General features: G+C 57.0%; 20 protein-coding genes and 1 tRNA gene. 12 read left to right on the top strand and 9 right to left on the bottom strand.

The annotated features are described in order from the left end of the window. From ACXZ66_RS11030 to ACXZ66_RS11020, 3 genes are read left to right on the top strand one after another with little or no spacing between them, the layout of a single operon-like run. Window positions 1-861, top strand: a complete 861-nt coding sequence (locus ACXZ66_RS11030) for a 3-hydroxyacyl-CoA dehydrogenase family protein (protein ID WP_458748795.1) — start codon at window positions 1-3, stop codon at window positions 859-861. Beyond that, window positions 854-2,122 (top strand): acyl-CoA dehydrogenase family protein, encoded by a 1,269-nt coding sequence (locus tag ACXZ66_RS11025; protein WP_458748794.1) that lies wholly within the window; start codon window positions 854-856, stop codon window positions 2,120-2,122. Before ACXZ66_RS11030 ends, ACXZ66_RS11025 begins: the two co-directional genes overlap by 8 nt. Then, entirely contained in the window at window positions 2,119-2,811 is a 693-nt protein-coding gene (locus ACXZ66_RS11020; protein WP_458748792.1) for an SDR family NAD(P)-dependent oxidoreductase, read from the top strand. The genes ACXZ66_RS11025 and ACXZ66_RS11020 overlap by 4 nt, the downstream gene beginning before the upstream one ends. A 10-nt stretch (window positions 2,812-2,821) precedes the next feature. Here the strand turns inward: ACXZ66_RS11020 and ACXZ66_RS11015 are convergent, their stop codons facing one another. Further along, a complete protein-coding gene (locus tag ACXZ66_RS11015; RefSeq protein WP_458748791.1) occupies window positions 2,822-4,024 on the bottom strand; it encodes a thiolase family protein in 1,203 nt (400 codons plus the stop codon). A 270-nt stretch (window positions 4,025-4,294) separates the two neighbouring features. Between ACXZ66_RS11015 and ACXZ66_RS11010 the strand changes: the two genes are divergently transcribed. After that, window positions 4,295-5,569 (top strand): Nramp family divalent metal transporter, encoded by a 1,275-nt coding sequence (locus ACXZ66_RS11010; RefSeq protein WP_458748790.1) that lies wholly within the window; start codon window positions 4,295-4,297, stop codon window positions 5,567-5,569. Here ACXZ66_RS11010 and ACXZ66_RS11005 read toward each other — a convergent pair whose 3' ends face one another. The 3 genes from ACXZ66_RS11005 to ACXZ66_RS10995 all read right to left on the bottom strand — a co-directional run bounded on the left by ACXZ66_RS11005 (window position 5,570) and on the right by ACXZ66_RS10995 (window position 7,639). Beyond that, window positions 5,570-6,247 carry a metal-dependent transcriptional regulator gene (locus ACXZ66_RS11005; protein WP_458748789.1) on the bottom strand — a complete coding sequence of 226 codons (678 nt, stop codon included), beginning with the start codon at window positions 6,245-6,247 and terminating at the stop codon, window positions 5,570-5,572. Window positions 6,248-6,324: 77 nt separating this feature from the next. Beyond that, window positions 6,325-7,035 (bottom strand): DedA family protein, encoded by a 711-nt coding sequence (locus tag ACXZ66_RS11000; protein ID WP_458748788.1) that lies wholly within the window; start codon window positions 7,033-7,035, stop codon window positions 6,325-6,327. Window positions 7,036-7,183: 148 nt separating this feature from the next. After that, window positions 7,184-7,639 carry a hypothetical protein gene (locus tag ACXZ66_RS10995; RefSeq protein WP_458748787.1) on the bottom strand — a complete coding sequence of 152 codons (456 nt, stop codon included), beginning with the start codon at window positions 7,637-7,639 and terminating at the stop codon, window positions 7,184-7,186. A 186-nt stretch (window positions 7,640-7,825) separates the two neighbouring features. Between ACXZ66_RS10995 and ACXZ66_RS10990 the strand changes: the two genes are divergently transcribed. Beyond that, window positions 7,826-9,067 carry a multidrug effflux MFS transporter gene (locus tag ACXZ66_RS10990; RefSeq protein WP_458748786.1) on the top strand — a complete coding sequence of 414 codons (1,242 nt, stop codon included), beginning with the start codon at window positions 7,826-7,828 and terminating at the stop codon, window positions 9,065-9,067. A gap of 29 nt (window positions 9,068-9,096) precedes the next feature. Here ACXZ66_RS10990 and ACXZ66_RS10985 read toward each other — a convergent pair whose 3' ends face one another. Then, window positions 9,097-9,648 (bottom strand): TetR/AcrR family transcriptional regulator, encoded by a 552-nt coding sequence (locus ACXZ66_RS10985; protein WP_458748785.1) that lies wholly within the window; start codon window positions 9,646-9,648, stop codon window positions 9,097-9,099. Between the two features lie 103 nt (window positions 9,649-9,751). Between ACXZ66_RS10985 and ACXZ66_RS10980 the strand changes: the two genes are divergently transcribed. Beyond that, the gene (locus ACXZ66_RS10980) at window positions 9,752-10,252 is read left to right on the top strand and encodes an HPP family protein (RefSeq protein WP_458748784.1); all 501 of its coding nucleotides are present in this window, start codon (window positions 9,752-9,754) and stop codon (window positions 10,250-10,252) included. Window positions 10,253-10,319: 67 nt separating this feature from the next. Here the strand turns inward: ACXZ66_RS10980 and ACXZ66_RS10975 are convergent. Together ACXZ66_RS10975 and orn are read right to left on the bottom strand one after the other, a co-directional pair. Beyond that, window positions 10,320-10,392: transfer RNA gene (locus tag ACXZ66_RS10975), tRNA-His, on the bottom strand. Window positions 10,393-10,441: 49 nt separating this feature from the next. After that, window positions 10,442-11,077, bottom strand: coding sequence for an oligoribonuclease (orn, locus tag ACXZ66_RS10970; protein WP_458748783.1), 636 nt, complete (start codon window positions 11,075-11,077; stop codon window positions 10,442-10,444). A 217-nt stretch (window positions 11,078-11,294) separates the two neighbouring features. On the opposite strand from orn, the gene nrdD reads away from it, so the two are divergent. Further along, window positions 11,295-13,427: an anaerobic ribonucleoside-triphosphate reductase gene (gene nrdD / locus ACXZ66_RS10965; RefSeq protein ID WP_458748782.1), complete on the top strand. Its 2,133-nt coding sequence runs from the start codon at window positions 11,295-11,297 to the stop codon at window positions 13,425-13,427. Continuing rightward, complete coding sequence (nrdG, locus tag ACXZ66_RS10960; RefSeq protein WP_458751370.1) at window positions 13,420-13,995, top strand: anaerobic ribonucleoside-triphosphate reductase activating protein; 576 nt, start codon at window positions 13,420-13,422, stop codon at window positions 13,993-13,995. Before nrdD ends, nrdG begins: the two co-directional genes overlap by 8 nt. On the opposite strand, the gene ACXZ66_RS10955 is transcribed toward nrdG, so the two are convergent. Further along, window positions 13,960-14,781 (bottom strand): Cof-type HAD-IIB family hydrolase, encoded by an 822-nt coding sequence (locus tag ACXZ66_RS10955; RefSeq protein ID WP_458748781.1) that lies wholly within the window; start codon window positions 14,779-14,781, stop codon window positions 13,960-13,962. The two genes, nrdG and ACXZ66_RS10955, sit on opposite strands and share 36 nt — an antisense overlap. 219 nt (window positions 14,782-15,000) lie before the next feature. Here ACXZ66_RS10955 and ACXZ66_RS10950 point away from each other — a divergent pair, with 219 nt between their 5' ends. Genes ACXZ66_RS10950 through ACXZ66_RS10935 form a run of 4 tightly spaced genes read left to right on the top strand, consistent with a single transcriptional unit; the run spans window position 15,001 to window position 20,787 of the window. Further along, window positions 15,001-17,043, top strand: coding sequence for a beta-glucoside-specific PTS transporter subunit IIABC (locus tag ACXZ66_RS10950; RefSeq protein ID WP_458748779.1), 2,043 nt, complete (start codon window positions 15,001-15,003; stop codon window positions 17,041-17,043). 9 nt (window positions 17,044-17,052) lie between these two features. Then, window positions 17,053-18,471: a glycoside hydrolase family 1 protein gene (locus ACXZ66_RS10945; RefSeq protein ID WP_458748778.1), complete on the top strand. Its 1,419-nt coding sequence runs from the start codon at window positions 17,053-17,055 to the stop codon at window positions 18,469-18,471. A 26-nt stretch (window positions 18,472-18,497) separates the two neighbouring features. Beyond that, window positions 18,498-19,913 carry a glycoside hydrolase family 1 protein gene (locus tag ACXZ66_RS10940; protein ID WP_458748776.1) on the top strand — a complete coding sequence of 472 codons (1,416 nt, stop codon included), beginning with the start codon at window positions 18,498-18,500 and terminating at the stop codon, window positions 19,911-19,913. Between the two features lie 13 nt (window positions 19,914-19,926). Beyond that, entirely contained in the window at window positions 19,927-20,787 is an 861-nt protein-coding gene (locus ACXZ66_RS10935) for a PRD domain-containing protein (protein WP_458748775.1), read from the top strand. Window positions 20,788-20,795: 8 nt separating this feature from the next. Here the strand turns inward: ACXZ66_RS10935 and cmrA are convergent, their stop codons facing one another. Next, window positions 20,796-21,596, bottom strand: coding sequence for a mycolate reductase (gene cmrA / locus ACXZ66_RS10930; protein ID WP_458748773.1), 801 nt, complete (start codon window positions 21,594-21,596; stop codon window positions 20,796-20,798). Window positions 21,597-21,785 lie beyond the last annotated feature (189 nt).

Genomic DNA, 21,785 nt, shown 5'->3' with positions numbered 1-21,785 from the left:
ATGGCAGAAATTAAGAAGATTGCCGTGATCGGCTCGGGTGTGATGGGGCGCCAAATCGGGATGGTTGCTGCTGTCAGTGGTTTTGATTCTGTGGTGCAAGACATCTCTGAAGACGCGGTGGCCCAGGCCGAGCAGGATACGCGTACCTGGCTTGATGGTCGCGTGGCTAAGGGACGATTGACAGAAGAGGAGGCCGAGGCGGCCTGGTCACGGATCACGTTTACCGCGGATTTGCCCACCGCAGTTGGTGATGCTGATCTGGTGATCGAGGCGGCCACCGAAAAGCTCGACGTGAAACGTTCTGTGTTCGCGCAGATCGACGAGTTGGCACCCGCTCATGCGATTTTGACCACGAACTCTTCAACCTATGGCTCTTCGTTTGTGGCCGATGCAACGCACCGCCCGGAGCAGGTGTGCAACATGCACTTCTTTAACCCAGCGCTGGTGATGAAGGCCGTGGAAGTGGTGCGCCACGAGAAGACCTCTGATGAGACCATCGAGGCTGTCATGGATGTTGCACGCACAATGGGCAAGGATCCGGTGCTGCTGAACAAGGAAATTCCGGGTTTCGTGGCGAACCGGCTGATGGGTGCGATTCGCACCGAGGCGATCAACCTTTATGAACAAGGCATTGCCTCGGTCGAGGATATTGATACTGCGGCGAAGTCGGCACTTGGCCACCCGATGGGGCCGTTTGAGCTCATGGATCTGGTCGGCATTGACGTGACGTATTTGATTCGTCAGGCAACCTACGAGGTCACGGGCGATGAAAATGAGAAGCCACATCCTTTGATCACCGAGAAATACGAGGCCGGCGAGTTCGGCCGCAAAAGCGGAAAGGGCTGGTACGACTATGCATGAGCAGCCAATTGATTGGAAACAAGATACCGCGGATTACCTCGATGAGCTCAAAGAAGGACTCACCACGGCACGCGGCACCGACTTCTATCTGCTGGAACAGGACTTGCCCGAGGATGTGGTGCAGGTCCGGGATCGCGTGCGGGAGTTCGTCGACAAGCAAGTGCTTCCTGTGATCGATGTCTACTGGGAGCGCGCCGAGTTCCCCTATGAGCTGTTGGACGGGTTGGCAGCAACGGGCGTTGTGGGTGCTGCGATTTCGGGGTATGGGTGTCCGGGCCTGTCGCGCCTGGCGCAGGGGATAGCGATTCAGGAGCTCTCGCGCGGCGACGGCTCGATAAACACCTTCCTCGGTGTGCAGGCGAACCTGGCCATGGGCACGATCAACATGTTGGGTTCCGAGGAGCAAAAGCAGCGCTGGTTGCCCGAGATGGCGCAGTTGAAGAAGATTGGGTGCTTTGCGCTGACGGAGCCTCGCCACGGATCGGACTCGGTGAACCTGGATACGAGTGCGCGCCGGGAGGGCGACGAGTGGATCATCAACGGCGCGAAGCGGTGGATTGGTAATGGTTCGATGTCGCACAATGTCATCGTGTTTGCTCGCGATGAGGCCGACGGCAACGTTAAGGCCTTCGTCATGGAGCGCGAAGATCCCCGCGACCCTGACAATCGTCCGGAGGGTTTCAGCTACGAGGTGATCACGAAGAAGGCCGGTAAGCGTGCGATTTTGCAGGCCAACATGTTCTTCGAGAATGTGCGCATTCCTGAGGCGAACCGCCTTCCGGGCTGTGAAAGCTTCAAGGATGTGTCCCGCGTGCTGGCCACGACCCGCGGCGGCGCATCCTGGGAGGCGCTCGGGCATGCGATTGCGTGTTTTGAAGCGGCGACGACCTATGCTGCGAATCGCGATCAGTTCGGCCGTCCCATCGGCGCGACCCAGTTGGTGCAAAACGCCCTGGCATCGATGGCCGCGGATGTCACCTCGATCCAGCTGATGTGCCACCGCATGGCCCAGTTGCAACAAGAAGGCTCCTGGTCGGGCACGATGGCCTCGATTGCCAAGATGCATTCCGCGGACCGCGCCCGCGAGGTGGCGCGCAAGGCCCGTGACCTGCTCGGGGGCAACGGTTTGCTGCTTGATTTCCACGTCGTGCGCCACATGACGGACATGGAAGTCGTGCACACCTATGAAGGCACTGAGTTCATCCAATCGCTGTTGATCGGGCGCAAAATTACAACGCACAACGCAATGACGGGAGCATGATGCACGCGGTGATCGCAGGCACGGGAGGTATCGGTACGGCGGTGGCACGCAGATTGCTTAGCGACGAGGCCACTGTGACCACCACCTACCACCGCCATCGTCCGGACGAGTTCGACTCGGTCCAGCTCGATGCCACCTCTGCTGCCGAGGTGGAACGAGTTTTTGGCTCGATTAGTCAGTTTGACACTTTGGTGGTGACCACGGGGCACAGGCACGATCTAGATTTCTTCGCGCGCCAATCCCCGGAGCTGTCCGAGGAGATCGTTCGCACCGAGCTGTTGGGCCCAATGAATCTTGTACGTGGTGCCCTAAATGTTTTCGGCGACTATGGCCGGATTGTGATCATCGGCTCGGATTCCGGCAAGGCCGGCACGCTTGGCGACGCCGCAAGCTCCGCAGCCCGCGCCGGGCTCATGGGCTTCGTACGCTCCATTGCCAGGGAGACGGCGCGCAAAGACATCACCATCAACATTGTCAGCCCAGGCCCAACCGACACCGGATTGCTTGGGGGCATGCTCGAGGGGGAGGGCCTGACCGCCAAAGTGATGGGCGGTACTGTGCGTGCCATCCCGAAGGGTCGGACCGCAACGCCCGAGGAGATCGCCGAGGCTGTGGCCTACTTCGTAGGACCACACTCGGGATTCACCACGGGCCAGGTACTTTCGGTATCTGGTGGCCTGACTATGTAATTCTCCCCAGTTAGACCTTTTCCAGCAACAGCGCGGTACCTTGGCCCACACCAACACACATCGTGGCCAGGCCGCGCTTCAAGTCCCCCTTATCCATGCGGTTCAGCAGGGTGAGGGTGATGCGGGATCCCGAAGAACCCAGCGGATGACCCAGCGCGATCGCACCTCCCCAAGTATTGACGATCTCTGGGTTCACACCCATCTCATTCATACACGCAAAAGACTGGGTAGCGAATGCCTCGTTGAGTTCCACGGCATCCAAATCGTCCATGCTCCAGCCAGCGCGCCCCAGTGCCTTGCGGCTGGCCTCTACCGGCCCCATGCCCATGATGGATGGGTGAAGTCCGGTTTGGGTGCTGGCCACAACCCGGGCTCGTGCGTTCAGCCCGTATTTTTCAATGGCTTCTTCCGAGGCAACGATGACCGCCGAGGCCCCGTCGTTAAGCGCCGATGAATTGCCTGCCGTGACCACCTCGTCGACGACCGGACGCAGCTTTGCTAAGCCTTCCATGGACGTGCCGGGGCGAGGTCCTTCATCGGTGGTGACCAGCGTGACGTTGCCCTTGCGATCTCTGACCTCCACGGGCACGATCTCGGAGTCGAAGTGGCCGGCCGCGATCGCCGCGGATGCCTTGGCCTGCGATGCGACGGCGAACTCGTCGGCCTGCGCGCGCGTGATGTTGAACTGGCGGGCAACCTCCTCGGCGGTCTCCGGCATGCTCAGCGTGATGTTGCCTTGCTTGGCAAAAATCGGGTTGACGAAACGCCAACCAATGGAGGTATCAAAGGATTCACCGGGTTTCGCAAATGCAGTTTTTGGCTTTTCGACGACCCACGGGGCGCGCGACATCGACTCCACACCTCCAGCGACGATGATGTCCGCCTGGCCACTTTTGATCATGGCTGCTGCCACCGAGATTGCAGACATGCCGGAGGCACAAAGCCTATTGACCGTCATACCGGGAACGGTGTCGGGGAAGCCTGCAAGCAGCCAGGCCATGCGGGCAACGTTGCGGTTTTCCTCGCCGGCGCCATTCGCATTGCCGAGGATGACTTCATCGACAACGGAAGGGTCAATGCCAGCGTCGGTGACAACGGTTTTGATGGTTAGAGCTGCTAGATCATCGGGGCGGACCGAGGACAGCGCGCCTCCGTATTTTCCTACGGGTGTGCGAGCACCGGAGACGAGAAATGCTTCCTTGAGTTGCGTCATTGTGAGGAATCCTTTGGGGAAGAGACGAAGGTGAACGGGCGTTCAATCTGAGCTCAATTGTGACACAAATTACCTTTCATTGGGAAGGGATTGAAAGTTGAATTGCATAATTCTGGGTTCGGGCAGGGTGTGGCGAGGCGCACTTTCTTTAACTTTGTTGACCTTTCTTGACTCGGGTGCCGCATGCGGGTGTAAAGTTCGGATCATCGAACTTCTGATATTAGAGATTGCGAATTTTGTGAATATTAGTTTCATTAAGGAGGGTGTGGAATGAGCGAAGAAACCTCCGGTGGCTCTGTGTCCGCAGTCAGCGCTGAAAAGTCGGGCAAGTCCGCAAAGAAACAAAGCAAGTGGCTCCTCGGGCCAGCTCTTGTTGCTGGTGTGGCCTATCTTGACCCGGGAAATGTCGCCGTCAATATGTCTGCGGGTGCAGAATATGGCTACCTTTTAGTCTGGGTGCTCGTCGCGGCGAATGCCGCTGCGTGGCTGGTGCAGTACCTGTCGGCGAAATTGGGGCTTGCTACAGGTCAAAGCCTGGCGGAACTGCTCGGTCAGAGGATTAAAAACCGCACAGCCAGGATCCTGTACGGCGCACAGGCGCAATTTGTTGCCATTGCTACCGACGTTGCCGAAGTAATCGGTGGCGCGGTGGCGCTTAACATAATGTTCAACGTGCCCCTGGTTATTGGCGCCATCATCACCGGTGTTATTTCCACGGTTTTGCTGCAAGGGCAAACGCGTTTCGGTGCGAAGCACTTTGAGTTCGCAATCCTGGCTTTCATTTTGATTATCATGGCGGGATTCTTCTATAGCCTCTTTCTTGCAAAGCCCGATCCCGTTCAGGCAGTTCAGGGTCTAATTCCACGCTTTGAAGGACCCGGTTCGGTTGTGCTTGCCGCCAGTATCTTGGGTGCCACGGTGATGCCGCATGCGATCTATGCGCACTCCTCGCTGGTGCGCGATCGCTTTGGGGAAGACAAAAATCATTCCTTGAACAAGCTGATTCGAGCAACGAAGGTTGACGTCACCGTAGCCATGGCCATCGCAGGTTCGGTCAATCTTGCGATGTTGTTGGTTGCAGCTGCGGTGCTTCCAGGCGTGCCAGGAACAGACACGCTCGAAGGTGCCCATTTGGCCATTGAGAATGCTTTGGGAAACACAGCTGGATTCATGTTCGCTCTGGCTTTATTAGCCTCGGGCCTGGCATCTACAGCAGTCGGCGCGTATGCAGGCAGCGATATTATCGGCGGTCTTTTCCACAGCACGATGCGACCATTCTGGCGTCGCGTGCTCACCATTGTTCCCGCGATCATTGTGCTTGCAATTGGTGTTGAACCCACCTCGGCCCTTGTGACCAGTCAGGTGATTTTGTCCTTCGGCATTTCCTTCGCCATCATTCCTTTGATCTGGCTGACCTCGAAAAAGTCAGTCATGGGCATTGCGGTAAATAAGCCGTGGACTACAGCAGTGGGGTGGATTGTGACAGCGTTGATTATTGCGCTGAACATTGCAATCCTCGTGTTTCAGTTCATGCCGGGTGCCTAACTAGCTGAGCTCGCTGACTCTGACCGAACTTGCGGCCTGGCGGCCCAGAGTAAGAGGTATGTCGTGGCCCTCGGCAAGAAGGGTAATCGTGTCTGAATACGGTGCAGAAGGCTGCACTGTAACTTCCTTTTGGCAGCGAACCCCATGGTCAAAAACATACTGGAGAAGTTCGGGGTCGTCGTCGGAAACGCGCTCCACCCGAACTTTGCGTCCTGGTTCAACCTCGCTGAGCAGGGTCGTCTCGGGGAACTCGATGGTGCCATCGGGAGAAGGAATTGGGTCGCCGTGGGGGTCGCGCTTGGGATAATTAAGCAGCGCATCGAGGCGTTCAATCATGAAATCAGAGGCGGAATGTTCCAGCGATTCCGCCTCGTCGTGGACTTGGTCCCATCCATAACCAAGAACGTCAACGAGGAAAGTTTCAATCAGGCGGTGGCGACGCACCATGGCCACGGCGTAGCTGTGGCCTTCCTCGGTTAAGGTGATCGCGCCGTAGCGCTCGTGAACAAGCAGGCCCTGACTAGTCAGTTTCTTAATTGCATCTGAGGCAGTGGAGAGTTTTACTCCCACGCGGGCGGCTACTGCAGATGTTGTGACTGGTTCATCAGACCATTCACCAAGGCTAAATATCGCCTTGAGATAGTCTTGGTTGCTTTCCGATAATTCCATCACCGACATGCTCAAATCCTACCAAACTCAAAACTTTGACCCATTGGAGTTCTAAGTTCGGCAGGGGCGTCGTCGTGAAGCGAAAACTACTTCGCGGTCTCTGGCTGCGACTCTTCGATGACCTTCGTATCAGGCTTGCGCTTTGCGACGAGGCTACGTGCAACACCGATGAGCGCAGGAAGGATGGAGATGAACACGATGAGCAGGAAGATCGGCTCAATGTTGTTGCGGACGAAATCGAACTGGCCAAGAAGTGCGCCGAGTGCGACGACTCCGGCGCCCCAGAGGATGCCACCGATGATGTTGAAAGGGAGGAAGGTGCGGTAACGCATACCGGCCATACCTGCAACGAGCGGAGCATAGGTGCGAACGATAGGGACGAAACGGCACAAAATGATGGTCGCTGGGCCGTACTTTTCGAAGAACTGCTCGGTGCGAACGAGGTAGGCGCGCTTGAAAATGCGTCCATCGGGGCGCTTTTCAAGGTATGGGTGAAACTTCTTGCCGAGCCAGTAGCCGACTTGGTCGCCCAGAATTGCAGCGATTGGGACAAGCACCATGACGAGCCACAGTGGCGCGAATCCGTCGGGCTGGTTAGCCAGCAGGCCGCCGGTGAACAGCAGCGAATCGCCTGGGAGGAGAGGGAAGAGCAGCCCGGATTCGATGAACACGATGACCAGCATTGCTGGCAAGATGAATGCTCCGAAAGGTCCCGAGCCGGAGAGGAGATACATCGGGTCCATTAATGAGCCGCCGAGGGCCATCTGGTTCACCGAATCTGCAAGGAGGAAGTTCATGACTGGAAACGCTACTCCTGCGCTAGGTCATATCACTAGCCAGAAAAGGGCCTCACAGCAAACTTTCAGTAAATCGGTGGCGGGCTGAAAAATAGTGCTTGTCCTGCACTTCTTCCTGCGAAGACTTCGCAAAAGGGAGTTGTTTTAGCTAATTAATGATGTCTTCGCCCTCGACATTTTGATTGCTTAGTAGGGCATTTGAAACCATTGCCGTACATGCGCCGAAGCCCACGGTGGCGGCGATGGCACCTGCTGCTTGGGGTGCATACTGAGAGGCTCGATCTGCCATTTGGGCCAGCTCTTCGTTGTAGATTCCGGTGTCCTGCTGAATTCCGCTGATGGCTTCTTTCACCCTGCGGTCGGCTTCTGCAGCGAGATCGCCCAGGCCCGCAATATTGAGTTGCGAGACAATTGATGCGCCTCCGGCAACGAGTCCGGTTCCTGCGGCACAGACGGCGGCGGCTCCGAGAACTACAGCTGCATCTGAATTGCTGCTCGTTTCTATTACCGACGAAGAAGCATGTGCAGGTGTGGCTGCGCTCATTGCAATTGCGGTAGCTGCAGCGGTCGCAAGAACGCCTCGACGAAACGACGATAATCCCATGGGTCAAACTTTCTTTCTGTGAGAATGGATAGGAATGCGTGGCGCATGCCAAGGGAAAGGACATGCCCCGCACAGGAAAATGCTAGACAATTTCGTCGATTTTTCAAATCTACTTATGGGGGCGCGGACGCGGTTCGCCAAACTTGGAAATACCCCCATGGGTATAGTTTGCTAGGGTGACCTTTTGTGAATCAGGAATCATTTTCAAAAAAGGAAAGCCCGACCAAACTTATCCCGCCGGTTCTCTTGGGAGTGCTGGCTTTAGTCTCGGCTGTAGAGCCCCTATCCATCAACATGTACTTGTCTGGTCTTCCGCAACTTGGAGCAGATCTTGGGATGAGCCAAGCGGCTGCCCAATTGACCGTGACGTTTTTCTTAGCGGGTATGGCGCTTGGGCAGTTAATTACCGGGCCGACCTCTGATGCGCGAGGGCGACGCAAACTCTTCATCGCAGGATCTGTTGTCTTGGTGATTGCCACGGTGGCAAGTGCTCTCGCGCCTTCCGCATGGGTGCTGCTTACCGCCCGCTTTTTCATGGGACTTTCCGCTGGTGCATCGGTGGTGCTGGCCAGAGCCGTCGCCGGCGACCTAGCAAGAGGCCCCGAGCTTGCGCGGGTATTTTCCCTGTTGATGCTCATGGGCGGCATCGCGCCGGTGATCGGCCCCGTTGCGGGCGGCCTAATCGTTGACGGCGTTGGCTGGCGAGGCGTGTTCTGGGTCCTGGCTGGCCTCAACCTCTTAGCCACTTTTTTGATCTGGCGATTCGTTCCCGAAACTCTTCCCCCAGAAAAGCGCACCACAGGTGGGGGACAATCGCTGCGCACTGCGATCGGAAAACTGGTGCGCGACCGCGCCTACGTTGGTTTCACCCTCGGCTTCATTTTCAGCTTTACAACCATGTTCGCCTACGTGTCGGCCTCGCCCTTCATCTTGCAGGAGTACTACGGATTCACGCCGGTACAGTACTCACTCATTTTCACCATGAATACCACAGGCATGTTCATCGTTTCGCTCATCAACGCCAGGTTGGTCAATCGGATTGCGCCATTGAAGCTTTCGCGCATCGGTAATGCCGTCTTGCTTGGCGCCACGGTCTACCTGCTGATCGTCGCACTTCTCGACGCCTCTCGGTGGTTCATTATTGCCGGACTCTTCGTCGTGGTGGCCTCGATGGGCATCAACTTTGCCAACAACTCTGCGCTAGCTATTTCTCGCGCCGGGAACGCGACCGGATCCGCATCCGCGTTCATGGGCGCTGGTCAGTTTGCCATCGCGGGGTTGATCTCCCCGCTGGTTGGCGTGATCGCCTCGGCGGGAGTGTCGCAGCCCGTTGCAATGACGGCAGTGATGGTTGCTACCGCGCTGATTGCTACAGCGTCGATTGGGGTCGGGGCACGTGCTTTACGACGAGATAAGACAGCCGCCTAGTAAAGCAAGCGCTTGATTGCCACTTCTTCTCAGTCATGGCCTAATAGCTTGTCGACCACATTTTTTGCTTGATTGGCGGAGTCTGGATTACCGGAGATTCCCGCTGTGACCATGCAACCTTCGATGAGCAGAAAGACTCCATTGGCCACGTCGGGAGAGTTGTCCACTTCGGAGACAAGAGCGTCGACATAATTTCGCAGGCGTGTTTTATGTCGACGCACGGACTCGGCAACTGCAGGTGATATTCCTCCGAGCTCTCCAAACGCATTAATCCAAGCGCATCCGCGATGTCCTTCGCCCCCGAGCCAATTTGATAGCCAGTCGAAGATTGCTAGTACCCGACCCCTTGGTTGCGTCTCGTGGGAGACGTACTCAGCAAGGGAGGTCATCCATCGTTCATCGCGTCGATCAAGCATCGCGACTGCAATTGCTTCCTTACTGGGAAGAAGGGAATAGATGCGCTTCAGTGACAATCCAGAAGCGGCGCGAAGCGTATCCATTCCAACGGATTGATAGCCGCGCTCGTAGAAGAGATTCTCGGCTGCGTCCAACAAGCTATCGAGGTCATTCTGGGATGACATGTTTAATCACTGGCCTTCACGTATTGCGATAAGAACGATCGTTCTCTAGACTACCAAACAATCGGAGAACGATCGTTCTCCCGTTTGGTCGAAAGGACCCGCCGTGCAATCAATTCGAAGTATTAGCTTGACTAGCAAAGCTCCTCAGCGTCCATCATTCGCAGCTATATTCGTGGCAACCATCACCTCGGTAGTGGCTTTGACCACCCTCGTCGCATTAGGGCAGCTATCTGGGCATTTATTGCTTATTCCACCGATGGCAGCGAGTATGGCCCTGATTGCGGGTGCGCCATCCCTACCTTTATCGCAACCGCGAAACGTGATTGGGGGACAAGTCATATCGGCCATTGTTGGAGTGGGAGTCGGGTTGGTGAGTAATTCGCTTTGGGCAGCGGCCATTGCTGGCGGCCTTGCTCTAGGGGCGATGTTGCTCACGCGCACATCACATTCACCTGCAGCAGCAACCGCTGTCATCGGGGCAATGCTTACTGAGGGGCAGGTTTCGTTCGTTATCTGCGCAGGAATTGCAGCGCTCGTACTCGTTCTGTTTGGATTGCTTCGATCTGCAGTTACTAAAGGTACATATCCAACTTATTGGTGGTAGCTGCGTATCTGCCCAAAACGCAGAAAACCCCTGACCTTGAAATCCAAGGCCAGGGGTATCTCATCGGGGTGGCTGACGGGGCTCGAACCCGCGACACCCAGGATCACAACCTGGTGCTCTACCAGCTGAACTACAGCCACCATCGCTGTGTTTCAACAGCGCGATTAACATTAGTCCAAGACACCAGATTTACAAAAACCGCTGGTAGGCGGCCTCCGCCTCGCGCTTTGCCTTCGTTGCCTCCGAAGAATTAGGGCCAGGCTGCTCAACGAAAACGGCGCGACGATAGTAGTCCAGCTCGCGAACCGATTCCACAATGTCGGCCAGCGCTCGGTGCGCCAGACCCTTATCCGGCTGATTGAAGTACACCTTCGGGAACCAGCGTCGCGTGAGCTCCTTAATGGAAGAGACATCCACCATGCGGTAGTGTAGCGCCGCATCCAGCTTCGGCATTTGCTCGCGCAAGAATGCCCGGTCCGTGGCGATCGAGTTGCCGGCCAGCGGCGCGGGGTGTTCAGAGTCGCAATGCTTTTCGACGAGGGCGAGCACCGCTTCTTCTGCTTCGGACATGGTGACCGTGGACTCGCGGATTTGCGCCGTAAGTCCGTTCTCGTTGTGCATGTTGGTGACAAAGTCGTCCATCTCGGAAAGCTCTTCCTCGGTGGCATGCACGACTAGGTCGACGCCTTCGTCGAGAATATTCAAGTTTGCGTCGGTGACTAGCGCGGCGATCTCCACGATGACGTGGCGCTTGAGATCAAGCCCGGTCATTTCCAGGTCGATCCAGACGAGGCGGTCATTCTTTGCAGGTACTGCTTCACTCATGCGATTCAGCGTAGTCGGAGTCGAGCCGTGGGACCGGAGGAGGGGTAGGGGCACAAGATGTGGGATCACGAGTGAATAATGCCACAAGATGTTCCGTGCGAATGCCATTTACAGGGACAATAAAAGTAATAAGGTACTACGAGAAGAGTTATTTACATCCATGTAATTCCACCGGCCGTTTGCCCTTCAGCGGGTGGTGGAAACTAGGAGAGATCCCGTGTCTAGGCCCGCAGCAACCACGTCACCCGCACCAAGCACAGTGCTCAAGCGCGATGGGCGCATCGTCGCCTTCCGGGCATCAAACATTCGCAATGCTCTGGCAAGCGTGCAACGGGTTTCGGGGACTACGTGGAATAGGAGCACAGACGAGATCACGGAGTCCATCCTTCAGCGCATCGCGGGAAGAGCGGCTGTGAGCGCGGCGGAGCTTTCCCAATTACTCGAGGCAGAGCTTCAAAATGAACCGGGCGCACTCAAACAAGCCCGCAAATATGCAGAGGCCAAGCGCACAAAGTTCATTCAGAGTACCGACGCGAGGGTGCAGCTCGCACGCGTAGGCGAAGCAAAAGTACGCAATGAAAACGGCAACAAAGATTCCCGCACTTTCATCGTCCAGCGCGATTTGGTCGCGGGCACAGTGACGAAGGCCAAGGGTTTGGCCATGTTTCCCGATGAGGTCCGAGCGGCGCACATCAAGGGGCTCATTCACATCCATGACCTCGACCGTTCCCCATACCAAGGCATGCCCAATTGCTCTCTGCCGGATTTTGAGTTCATGCTGCGCAACGGGTTCACGCTGGGCAACGCTCACATTGAATCTCCGCAGTCGATAGGTGTGGCTGCAACGCTGATTGTCCAGCTACTCGGTGCGATCAGTGGGGAACAATACGGCGGAATCTCGGTCCACGAGATCGACCGTTTGCTGGAGCCCTATGCCGAGCGCACCCACGAGAAGAATCGTGAATTGTTCAAAGCGGTCACCGAAGACTTTGAGGAACCCGCGCGAAAGAAAACTGAGAAAGATATCTACGATGCGATGCAGGCACTCGAGTATCAGGTCAACACCCTGACCACCTCGGCAGCGCAGACCCCCTTCACCTCCATTTCTTTCGGGCAAACCACGAGCTGGCTGGGCCGGGAAATCCAAAAGGCGATTCTAAAAATCCGTGAACAGGGGATGAGCGGAGAAACTGCCATCTTCCCGAAGCTGCTCTTCTTTGTCGACGAGGGAATCAACAAAAACCCCGGTGACCCCAACTACGACATCAAACAAATGGCCATGCGCTGCTCGCGCAAACGGATCTATCCGGACATGATCGCAGCTCCGCGAATCCGCGAAATCAAGGAGGGTCAACTCATTACACCGATGGGGTGCCGCAGCTTCCTGCATCCATGGCGCAATGAAAACGGCCAAAATCAGCTCCTAGGGCGCAACAACCTCGGCGTTGTGTCACTTAGCCTGACACATCTTGCGGTCCAGGCAGAAAATGACCAAGAAGCCTTCTTCGAGCTCCTCGATGAAACCCTCGACCTTGTGCTGCACGCGCTGAAGATTCGCGAGGAAGGGATCCTTAACGTCGACATGGCTTCCGCACCAATCATGTACACCCAGGGCGGCCTCGGGGATCCAGCGGGAAAGACCAGCGTGCGCGATTATTACACGGGGGCGCGGGACAAGGCCTCGTCGATAAGTGTTGGCTACATTGGCCTCCACAACGCGATGGTCGCGCTGACCGGCAACACTCACTGGCACGCGGAGAAGACCAGCCGCGAGCTTTCGCAGGACATTCTTCGCGCGATTAACAAGCGCATCGATGCAGCTCAGCCCGATTTTCATGCGTATCTGAGTGTGTATGCGACGCCGTCGGAGAGTTTGTGTGATCGTTTCGCCGAGATCGACCGCTCCCGTTTCGGTGAGATCGAGGGTGTTAACGACCGCGGCTACTACGAGAATTCCTTCCATTTCCCCAGCTACCTTGACACAAATCCGGTGGCCAAGATCAATTTCGAGGCCGAGTACATGCCCCTGACCCCAGGCGGCTTCATGTACTACGTCGAGGCACCCAATCTCAGCGACAATCCGGCCGCTTTCGAGGCGATTTGGGACGAGGCCTATGACCATGTGGGGTACTTTGGCATAAATTCGCCCGTGGATACCTGCTTCGCTTGCGACTTCGAAGGCGAGTTTTCCTGCGACGCGCAAGGCTATGTGTGCCCGTCATGTGGGAATCGCGACGAGACCAAGGCCAGTGTGATCCGCCGCCTGTGCGGGTATCTTGGCGCGCCCATGAAGCGTCCGGTGGTTGCCGGCAAGCAGGAGGAGATAGCTAGCCGTGTCAAGCATGCTTAACGACGAACGCTCCCGCACCTTCGCCCAAACAGACACCTTCAGAATCGCCGACTACAAACCCTTCCAAGTCCTCGACGGTGAGGGGCTGCGCTGTTCGCTCTACGTCAGCTACTGCCCTTTCAACTGTGCGGGCTGCTACAACAAGGCAGCGCAGAAGAAGGGCTACGGCGAAGAATATACCCCTGAACTGGAAGAACGCATCCTTACCGACCTGAGTAACCCACACGTTGCGGGGCTCACGCTGTGTGGCGGCGAGCCGATGCTCAGCGCGAAGTGGCTCCTCCCGCTAGTAACCAGGGTGCGCCGCGAATTTCCGGAAAAAACCATCTGGTCGTATACCGGATATCGCTTCGAAATCCTGAGGCAGTTCCGCGACGAACGCGCCGAGCTGCTGGGGCTTCTCGACGTGCTCATCGATGGCCAGTTCAATAGAGAACTTCGCGACGAAGGCCACCTGCCACCTTTCCGTGGTTCGAGCAATCAGCGACTGATCGACGTGAAATCGTCGTTAAGCTGTGACGATGTGGTCGAACTACAGCAGACCGAGACGATCGAAACCTTCTGCTAGACCATTTTCGGTGACATCGGCGACGACGATGTCGGCTGCAGCCTTGACCTCCTCGGTGGCGTTGCCCATGGCCACGCCGGTGGCGCAGACCTGGAACATGGGGATGTCGGGAACGGCATCGCCAAACGCTGCGGTGTGCTCGATGCTTTCGCCGAGGTGATCAAGGAGTTTGTGAATGGCCACGTCCTTGGAAATGCCTTCCGGGCGGACATCGCCGAAGAGCTTCTTGCCCTCGTGACCGCCCCAGGTGCCGTGCTCGAAGCCGGGGAAGTTGTCGCGGGTGGACTCGAAATCCTCGAGGGTGTTCAGCACATAGCTGATCTTGTTTACGTCGTCGCGGTCCTCGTCTTGGCCGACGATGATGCCGTGGAACACCTCCAGAACCGAGGTGAACTTGTGGCGATCCTCCGGCTTGAGATACTCGAAAACCGCCTCGCGCGCGCCGTCTTCAAAACCATCGGAGGCATACAAGCCCGAGTTGGCCTCCAAATAGTAGACAATATCGCGCCCCTTAAACCAGGAGCGGAAGGCGGCGACTGATTCGCGGGGGAGCTTGTTGTGGAAGATCACTTCGCCGTCGGATTCGACGTAGCCACCGTTGGCGCCAATCATGCCGTCGATGCCGAGCCCCCAAATGGCGTCGCTGATTTCGGCCCGGGAGCGGCCGGTGTTCACGTAGACGCGGTGGCCGTTCTTCCGGGCAGTGGCAATGGCTTGACCTGCGGATTCAGGGATGTGGTTGGTGTAGTCGACTAAGGTTCCGTCGATATCGAGAAAGACGATCATGGATTCAGCCTAGCGAAGGCCTGTGAGTTTGTGGCGTGTGGTGCATCACGTTCCGATTGACTTTGTGACCAAAATTTCTCATACTTGGAACTGTCATACTTTTCTCCTAGAAATGTGGCTTGTGACCCGCCAACGGGGCAAGACCTGAGACATGCATTTACGCATGGCTCGGGTCTTTTTGCATTTTCGGGAGAACCTAATGAAAGGAAGAGGATCCCGATGGCAAATAAAACGGCCTTTGAATCCTTGGCCCAAAACGTGGTCAAAGACCTCGGCGGGCCTGACAACATCAAGTCATTTACTCACTGCGCAACAAGGCTGCGTTTCGTAGTCAAAGACAGCAGCAAAGCCGACCTCGATGCCGTGAATGAGGTGGACGGCGTGATTACCGCGATTAAAGCCGGTGGCCAGCACCAAGTTGTGGTGGGCAATGATGTCCCCTATGCCTACGAAGCTGTCATGGATATTCCTGGCATGGCCAAGAAGTCCGTCAAGGATCAGACCGATGGCGACGAAGTAGACGATGCCGCGGATGAGCCGGGCGAAAAGAAGAGCATTATTGACCAATTCATTGACCTGATCTCGGCGCTGATTACTCCGCTGATCTGGCCTTTGGCTGGTATTGCACTGGGTAAGGCAGCGCTGACGCTTGCTCTGAACTTCAACTGGTTAGATCCAGAGTCCACGACCTACACAATTCTCTACGCCACTTATGACGGCCTGTTCTACTTCTTACCGATGTTCTTGGCTGTGACCGCGGCGAGAAGGTTCAAATGTAACGAGTTTGTGGCTATGGCCACGGCCGCGGCGTTGCTCTACCCAAGCATTGTGGCGCTGGCAGAACCGGGGGCCGGAGATGTTACCTTCTTCGGCATCCCAGTAGTCATGATGAACTATTCGTCCTCGGTCATTCCGATTGTTGTGGCTATTTGGGTACAGAGCTACCTCGAGCGCTGGTTGAACAAGGTCTTGCCTTCTGCAATCCGTAACTTCACCACTCCACTGCTGACCGTGACTGTCATGGTGCCACTGACCCTGATGACCGTGGGTCCTGCAACGGTCACCCTGTCGAACTGGATCTCCGGCGGAATTGGCATTGTCTTCGACTACGTCCCTTGGCTGGCTGGCGCACTGATGGGTGGCTTCTGGCAAGTCTTCGTGATGTTTGGCCTGCACTGGGGATTCGTTCCTGTCATGCTCAACGACCTGTCCACCCAGGGATTCAGTTACCTCAGCTCGCCGACAATGGCTGCCGTTTTGGCACAGGCAGGCGTTGTTCTTGCAGTGGCGCTGCGTTCGCGTAACGCTGCTCGTCGTAAAGTGGCGGGCCCAGCAGCATTGTCTGCGTTCCTTGCCGGAGTCACAGAGCCTGCGGTTTACGGTGTGAACCTGCCACTGAAAATCCCGTTCTACATCGGCTGTGTCTCGGGTGCCATCGGTGGCGCAATCATCGGCGCTGGCCGCAATGCTTTCGATGCGTTCGTCTTCCCATCGATCCTGGCCTTCCCAGCAGGTATGAACCATGGCTCCTTCGCCGCGTTGGTGATTGGTTCTGCTGTGGCTACGGTGCTCGGTTTCGTGGTGACCTTCATCGCTCTGCCGTGGATTGAGAATAAATACGACAAGGACGTGACCAAGGTAGTTGACGATGCCGAAAGCGACAACCCCTCGGCCATGGCCACTGCTGAAGGAGCGGACTTGAAGGAGGCTGAGGCTCAGCCGGTTGCTTCAACGGTTGGTGCTGGTGCCGGGGCTGCCGTGGCAACTGCGGTTGCTACCGAAACAGAAACTGAGACCGCCACCGAAACCGCCACTGTCGCTGCACCGGTGGACGGCACGCTCACCCCGCTGGAGCAGGTGCCAGACGAGGTCTTCGCCTCTGGCGCGATGGGCGCCGGTATTGCAATCGAGCCCACCAGTGGCGAGGTGTACGCACCGACGGCCGGCAAGATGGTCGCCGTGCAAAAGACCGGGCACGCCTACGGAATCAAGGGCGATAATGGGGTAGAGGTTCTCGTCCACGTTGGCATCGACACCGTCAAGATGAGGGGCGAGGGCTTTGAAACCCTCGTTGAAAAGGGCGACATGGTTGAAGCGGGCCAGCACATTGGCCGTGCAGACCTTGCCGCAATCGAGGCAGCCGGATACCCCGCAACAACGCTGGTGATTGTCACCAACACCAAGAAACTCACTGCAGTCACCCCGACCAGGGAATCTGGCACAGTGGGCCACAACGACACCATCATCGACATCACGAAATAGGAGCACAACATGACCGCGACATTTCCTGACAATTTTCTCTGGGGCGGCGCAACCGCTGCCTGCCAAATCGAAGGTGCCTACAACGAGGGCGGCAAGGGCTTAAGCATCCAAGATGTGATGCCCAACGGCATTAAAACCCCGCCGACGCCGGAACCCACCGAGGACAACCTCACGCTCAAGGGCATTGACTTTTACCGCACCTATGCCGAGGACATTGCGCTGTTCGCCGAGATGGGATTCAAGGTGTTCCGTATCTCCATCGCCTGGTCGCGCATTTTCCCCAACGGTGACGACGCGGAACCGAACGAAGAAGGCTTGGCCTTCTATGACCGTGTTTTCGACGAGTTGGAGAAGCACGGTATCGAACCACTAGTCACGCTGAGCCACTATGAAACCCCGCTCAACCTGGCCCGCAATTATGGTGGCTGGCGCTCGCGCGAGCTGATTGGCTTCTTCGAAAAGTACGCCCGCACCGTCATCGAGCGCTACAAGGGGCGCGTGAAGTACTGGCTCACCTTCAATGAAATCAATGCGATTTTGCACGAGCCGTTCTTGGCAGGTGCCATCGAGTCGCCTCGTGAGGAGCTCTCCGAGCAGGAGCTCTACCAGGCAATTCACCACGAATTGGTGGCTTCAGGTTTGGCCACCAAGGTGGCTCACGAGATCGATCCTGACAACCAGGTGGGGTGCATGGTGATCGCTTCGCCTCGCTACGGCTTGACCCCAGATCCTGCTGATCAGCGCAAGGCACAGTATGAATCCCAGATCGACTATGCCTTCGGCGACATCCACGTTTTTGGCGAGTACCCACACACTCTCAAGCGCTACTTCCGCGAGCACGGCATCACCCTTGAGATCACTGATGCAGACCGCGAAGCATTGAGCCACACGGTGGACTTCGTCTCCTTCTCCTACTACAACTCGGTCTGTGAAACGGCTGACCCGGAGCTCGATGTGTCGGGCGAGGGCAACATTATGGGTGGCGTACAGAACCCCACTTTGGAAGCCTCCGAGTGGGGCTGGCAGATTGACCCGGTGGGCATCAGGATTGCCATGAACAACTTCTTTGACCGCTGGCACAAGCCATTGTTCATCGTCGAAAATGGCCTTGGCGCCAAGGACGAGCTCATCGACGGTGGCCCTGACGGAAAGACCGTCGAGGACGATTACCGCATCTCGTACATGAATGATCACCTGGTTCAGGTGGCCGAAGCCATCAAGGATGAGATCCCTGTAATCGGCTACACCTCCTGGGGCCCGATCGATCTGGTGTCCATGTCCTCGAAGCAAATGTCTAAGCGCTATGGCTTTATCTACGTCGATCGCAACGATGACGGCACCGGCACCTTGGCGCGCTACCGCAAGAAGTCCTTTGACTGGTACAAGCAGGTAATTGAATCCAACGGCGCGAGCCTCGTCGAAAAGTAAAACAAGCAGAAAGAGAAGGTACACAGATGTCCGTGACATTTCCCGAAGGATTCCTCTGGGGCGGCGCCACCGCGGCGAACCAGATCGAGGGCGCGTACGACGAGGGCGGCAAGGGCTTAAGTATCCGCGACGTCCTGCCGAAGGGCTTGCACCAGGCACCCACGGAAGGCCCGACGCCGGAGAACCTCACCCTCGAGGCAATCGATTTCTACCACCGCTACCCAGAAGACATCGCACTGTTTGCAGAGATGGGTTTTAAGGTCTTCCGCATCTCGATTGCGTGGTCGCGCATTTTCCCGCGTGGCGACGAGTCCGAGCCCAACGAAGAAGGCCTCGCTTTCTATGATCGGGTGTTCGACGAGATGGAAAAGTACGGCATGGAACCGTTGGTGACCTTAAGTCACTACGAAACTCCACTGGCGCTTGCCCGCGAGTACGGCGGTTGGCGCTCCCGCGAGCTAATTGGTTTCTTCGAAAAGTTCGCCCGCACCGTCATGCAGCGCTATAAGGGGCGCGTGAAGTATTGGCTGACCTTTAACGAGGTCAACGCGATTTTGCACAACCCCTTTACCGCTGGTGGCATCGAGGTGCCACGCGAGGAACTCTCTGAGCAAGAGCTCTACCAGGCAGTGCACCACGAGCTTGTGGCCTCTGGCCTGGCCACGAAGGTGGCGCACGAGATCGACCCAGAGAACAAGGTCGGCTGCATGATCATCGCCATCCCGCGCTACGGGCTCACCCCGGACCCTGAGGATCAGCGCAAGGCCCAGTACGAATCGCAGATGGATTATGCCTTCGGTGATATCCACGTCCGCGGTCAGTACCCGGGTTATATGATGCGCTACTTCCGCGAGCACGGCATCGAGCTGGATGTTACTGATGCGGACCGCGAGGCCCTGACCCACACCGTGGACTTCGTCTCCTTCTCCTATTACATGTCGGTGTGCGAAACGGCCGATCCTGAGAAGGACGTGAAGGGCGAGGGCAACGTTGTTGGAGGCGTGCCGAACCCGACTTTGCGGGCCTCCGAGTGGGGTTGGCAGATCGATCCGGTGGGCCTGCGCATCATTCTCAACGATTATTGGGACCGCTGGCAGAAGCCATTGTTCATCGTCGAAAATGGGCTCGGCGCGAAGGACGAACTCGTCGACGGTGGCCCCGACGGTAAGACCGTGGAGGATGATTACCGCATCGAGTACCTCAATGATCACCTCGTGCAGGTCGGCGAAGCTATCGACGACGGCGTGCCACTCATGGGCTACACCACCTGGGGTCCGATCGACCTTGTGGCCATGTCCACCGCCCAGATGTCCAAGCGTTACGGTTTCATCTACGTCGATCGCAACGACGATGGCTCCGGTACGCTTGATCGGTACCGGAAAAAGTCATTCTCTTGGTACAAGGAAGTCATTGCCACGAATGGCGCGAGCCTGAAGGCATAAGTGACAAGTCTGCATGAAAACTCTTAGAGTTTTGAACAACAATGTTGTCCTCGCACTGCGCGAGGACAACGTTGCTGTTGTACTGACCGGGCTGGGCATTGGGCACAAAGCAAAGCCAGGATCGCTTATCGACGAGGCCCGGATCCAACAAGTCTTCGTTCCCGAAAACAACCGGGATTCCGACAACTTAGCCGAGTTAGTCGCGGCCGTGCCCCTGGCTTATATCGACTTAGCAACCCGCTTGCTCGATCCTGCTGAGATGCCTTTGCAGGCCCCGATCAGCTCGGCGACCGTAGTTGCGCTGGCCGACCACCTGCAGATGGCGGTGCATCGTCACCGTTTGGATCCCGAACATCGCGATCAAGCGCACCCGCTGGCAGCGGAAGTGGCCAACCTCTATCCCGCTGAGTTGGCGGCTGCGCGCAAGATTATTAGATCCGCGAACGAGTGGCTGGAAACGCGCGGCGAAAATGCATTGCCTGAGGCCGAGAGCACCTCAGTTGCAATGCACCTGGTTAACGCGGGTTTCCGCTCGGGCGATCTGGCCGAGACCTACGCCATGACAGGTCTCTTTGGCCAACTTTTCGACGAGATTGACGAAGCTTTCGGCATCACCATCGACCGCCACTCAGTCAACTCCGCCAGGTTTATTACCCACATGCGTTACTTTTTCGTCCGTGCCCATGAGGGCAGGCAGATAGACAACGACATTTCGGTGCTGCGCCGCTCGCTGGCACTCGAGCACCCTGACGCGGTGCGCTGCGCAGCCCATCTGGCTGAGCTTTTGCAGCTGCGCTTGGGCACGGAACTTACCGAGGATGAAGAGTCCTACCTCGCCCTCCACGTCGCGCGCCTGGTCAACGACCCGTACTAGTTACGGGTTTAGCCCATCTTGGAGTAGAACTTACCCACGATCGGTGCGACCACTCCGCGCGGGGCGTAGGAACCGACAAAGTCCATGGCCTTGGACAGAGGGCCGGGCACAACTCGGCGCTTATTCTTTGCCATGCCCTCCAGGGTTTCTTGCGAGCAAGACTCGTAGGTTGTCCACAAGAAGTCCGGTACAACCTTGTCCACGATGGATTGTTCCTCGGCAGGCACTTCGGCTTCGCGCACAGGGCCCGGAGCCAAAAGCGTGACGTGAATGCCTTGCTTCTTCAGCTCGTAGTGCAAGGCCTCCGTAAAGGCGTTCACGCCAGCCTTAGTAAATACATAGGTGGCATTGTTTGGGATTGGGATATTTCCAGCGGCCGAGCCCACGTTACAAATCGCGCCCTGCTTGCGCGGCACCATCTGGTTCAGCACGGCCTTGGTGAGACGGAACACAGCCGTGGCGTTGAGGTTGTACTGGTTGACCTCGTAGTTCCAATCCTGCTCGATGAACGGGCCAAAGGAGGCGATCCCTGCGCTGTTGATGCAGATGGTGACCTTGCGGGTCTCGAGCTCGTCGATAAGTGTGGTCACTGCATCGTGGCTGGAAAGATCCGCCGCATGCACAACGACCTCGACGCCGTGGGCGGCCTCGAGCTCGGCCTTGAGGGTATTTAGCACGCTTTCGCGCCGGGCCACGATGATCAGGTTGTGGCCGGCCTTGGCCAGATCGCGGGCCATGGCTTCGCCGATGCCCTGGCTGGCGCCGGTGACAAGCGCATACGAATCAACGGAGGGTTGAGGGAAAGTCATGGGGCAATGTTAGCGCTATTTTTGGGTGATTTTCTCGGCGGTTGCGTCCGTGTGCTTGAAAAGGTGCACTTCGCAGGACTTTGTTTTAAATGACCTGGGCTTTTAGATTTCGTCGTGCGTTAGGTCCGCGGAGTGAGGCCCCAGGTGCTCGAAAACCGGACCTAACGCACTGCGAAAAATAAAACCGCA

The sequence above is a fragment of the Corynebacterium sp. S7 genome (genome assembly GCF_054401105.1).
The sequence above is the reverse complement of the archived record's forward strand: the minus strand, read 5'-3'. Positions and strand labels throughout refer to the sequence as shown.

Bases quoted from the DNA above. Each gene is read 5' to 3' on its own strand.
- ACXZ66_RS10985 (WP_458748785.1), bottom strand. From the start codon at position 9,648: ATGTCATCCCAGAATGACCTCGATAGCTTGTTGGACGCAGCCGAGAAT.
- ACXZ66_RS11020 (WP_458748792.1), top strand. From the start codon at position 2,119: ATGATGCACGCGGTGATCGCAGGCACGGGAGGTATCGGTACGGCGGTG.
- nrdG (WP_458751370.1), top strand. From the start codon at position 13,420: ATGCTTAACGACGAACGCTCCCGCACCTTCGCCCAAACAGACACCTTC.
- ACXZ66_RS10945 (WP_458748778.1), top strand. From the start codon at position 17,053: ATGACCGCGACATTTCCTGACAATTTTCTCTGGGGCGGCGCAACCGCT.
- ACXZ66_RS11010 (WP_458748790.1), top strand. From the start codon at position 4,295: ATGAGCGAAGAAACCTCCGGTGGCTCTGTGTCCGCAGTCAGCGCTGAA.
- orn (WP_458748783.1), bottom strand. From the start codon at position 11,077: ATGAGTGAAGCAGTACCTGCAAAGAATGACCGCCTCGTCTGGATCGAC.
- ACXZ66_RS10955 (WP_458748781.1), bottom strand. From the start codon at position 14,781: ATGATCGTCTTTCTCGATATCGACGGAACCTTAGTCGACTACACCAAC.
- cmrA (WP_458748773.1), bottom strand. From the start codon at position 21,596: ATGACTTTCCCTCAACCCTCCGTTGATTCGTATGCGCTTGTCACCGGC.
- ACXZ66_RS11025 (WP_458748794.1), top strand. From the start codon at position 854: ATGCATGAGCAGCCAATTGATTGGAAACAAGATACCGCGGATTACCTC.
- ACXZ66_RS11015 (WP_458748791.1), bottom strand. From the start codon at position 4,024: ATGACGCAACTCAAGGAAGCATTTCTCGTCTCCGGTGCTCGCACACCC.
- ACXZ66_RS11005 (WP_458748789.1), bottom strand. From the start codon at position 6,247: ATGTCGGTGATGGAATTATCGGAAAGCAACCAAGACTATCTCAAGGCG.
- ACXZ66_RS10935 (WP_458748775.1), top strand. From the start codon at position 19,927: ATGAAAACTCTTAGAGTTTTGAACAACAATGTTGTCCTCGCACTGCGC.
- ACXZ66_RS10950 (WP_458748779.1), top strand. From the start codon at position 15,001: ATGGCAAATAAAACGGCCTTTGAATCCTTGGCCCAAAACGTGGTCAAA.
- ACXZ66_RS10940 (WP_458748776.1), top strand. From the start codon at position 18,498: ATGTCCGTGACATTTCCCGAAGGATTCCTCTGGGGCGGCGCCACCGCG.
- ACXZ66_RS10995 (WP_458748787.1), bottom strand. From the start codon at position 7,639: ATGGGATTATCGTCGTTTCGTCGAGGCGTTCTTGCGACCGCTGCAGCT.
- ACXZ66_RS11030 (WP_458748795.1), top strand. From the start codon at position 1: ATGGCAGAAATTAAGAAGATTGCCGTGATCGGCTCGGGTGTGATGGGG.
- ACXZ66_RS11000 (WP_458748788.1), bottom strand. From the start codon at position 7,035: ATGAACTTCCTCCTTGCAGATTCGGTGAACCAGATGGCCCTCGGCGGC.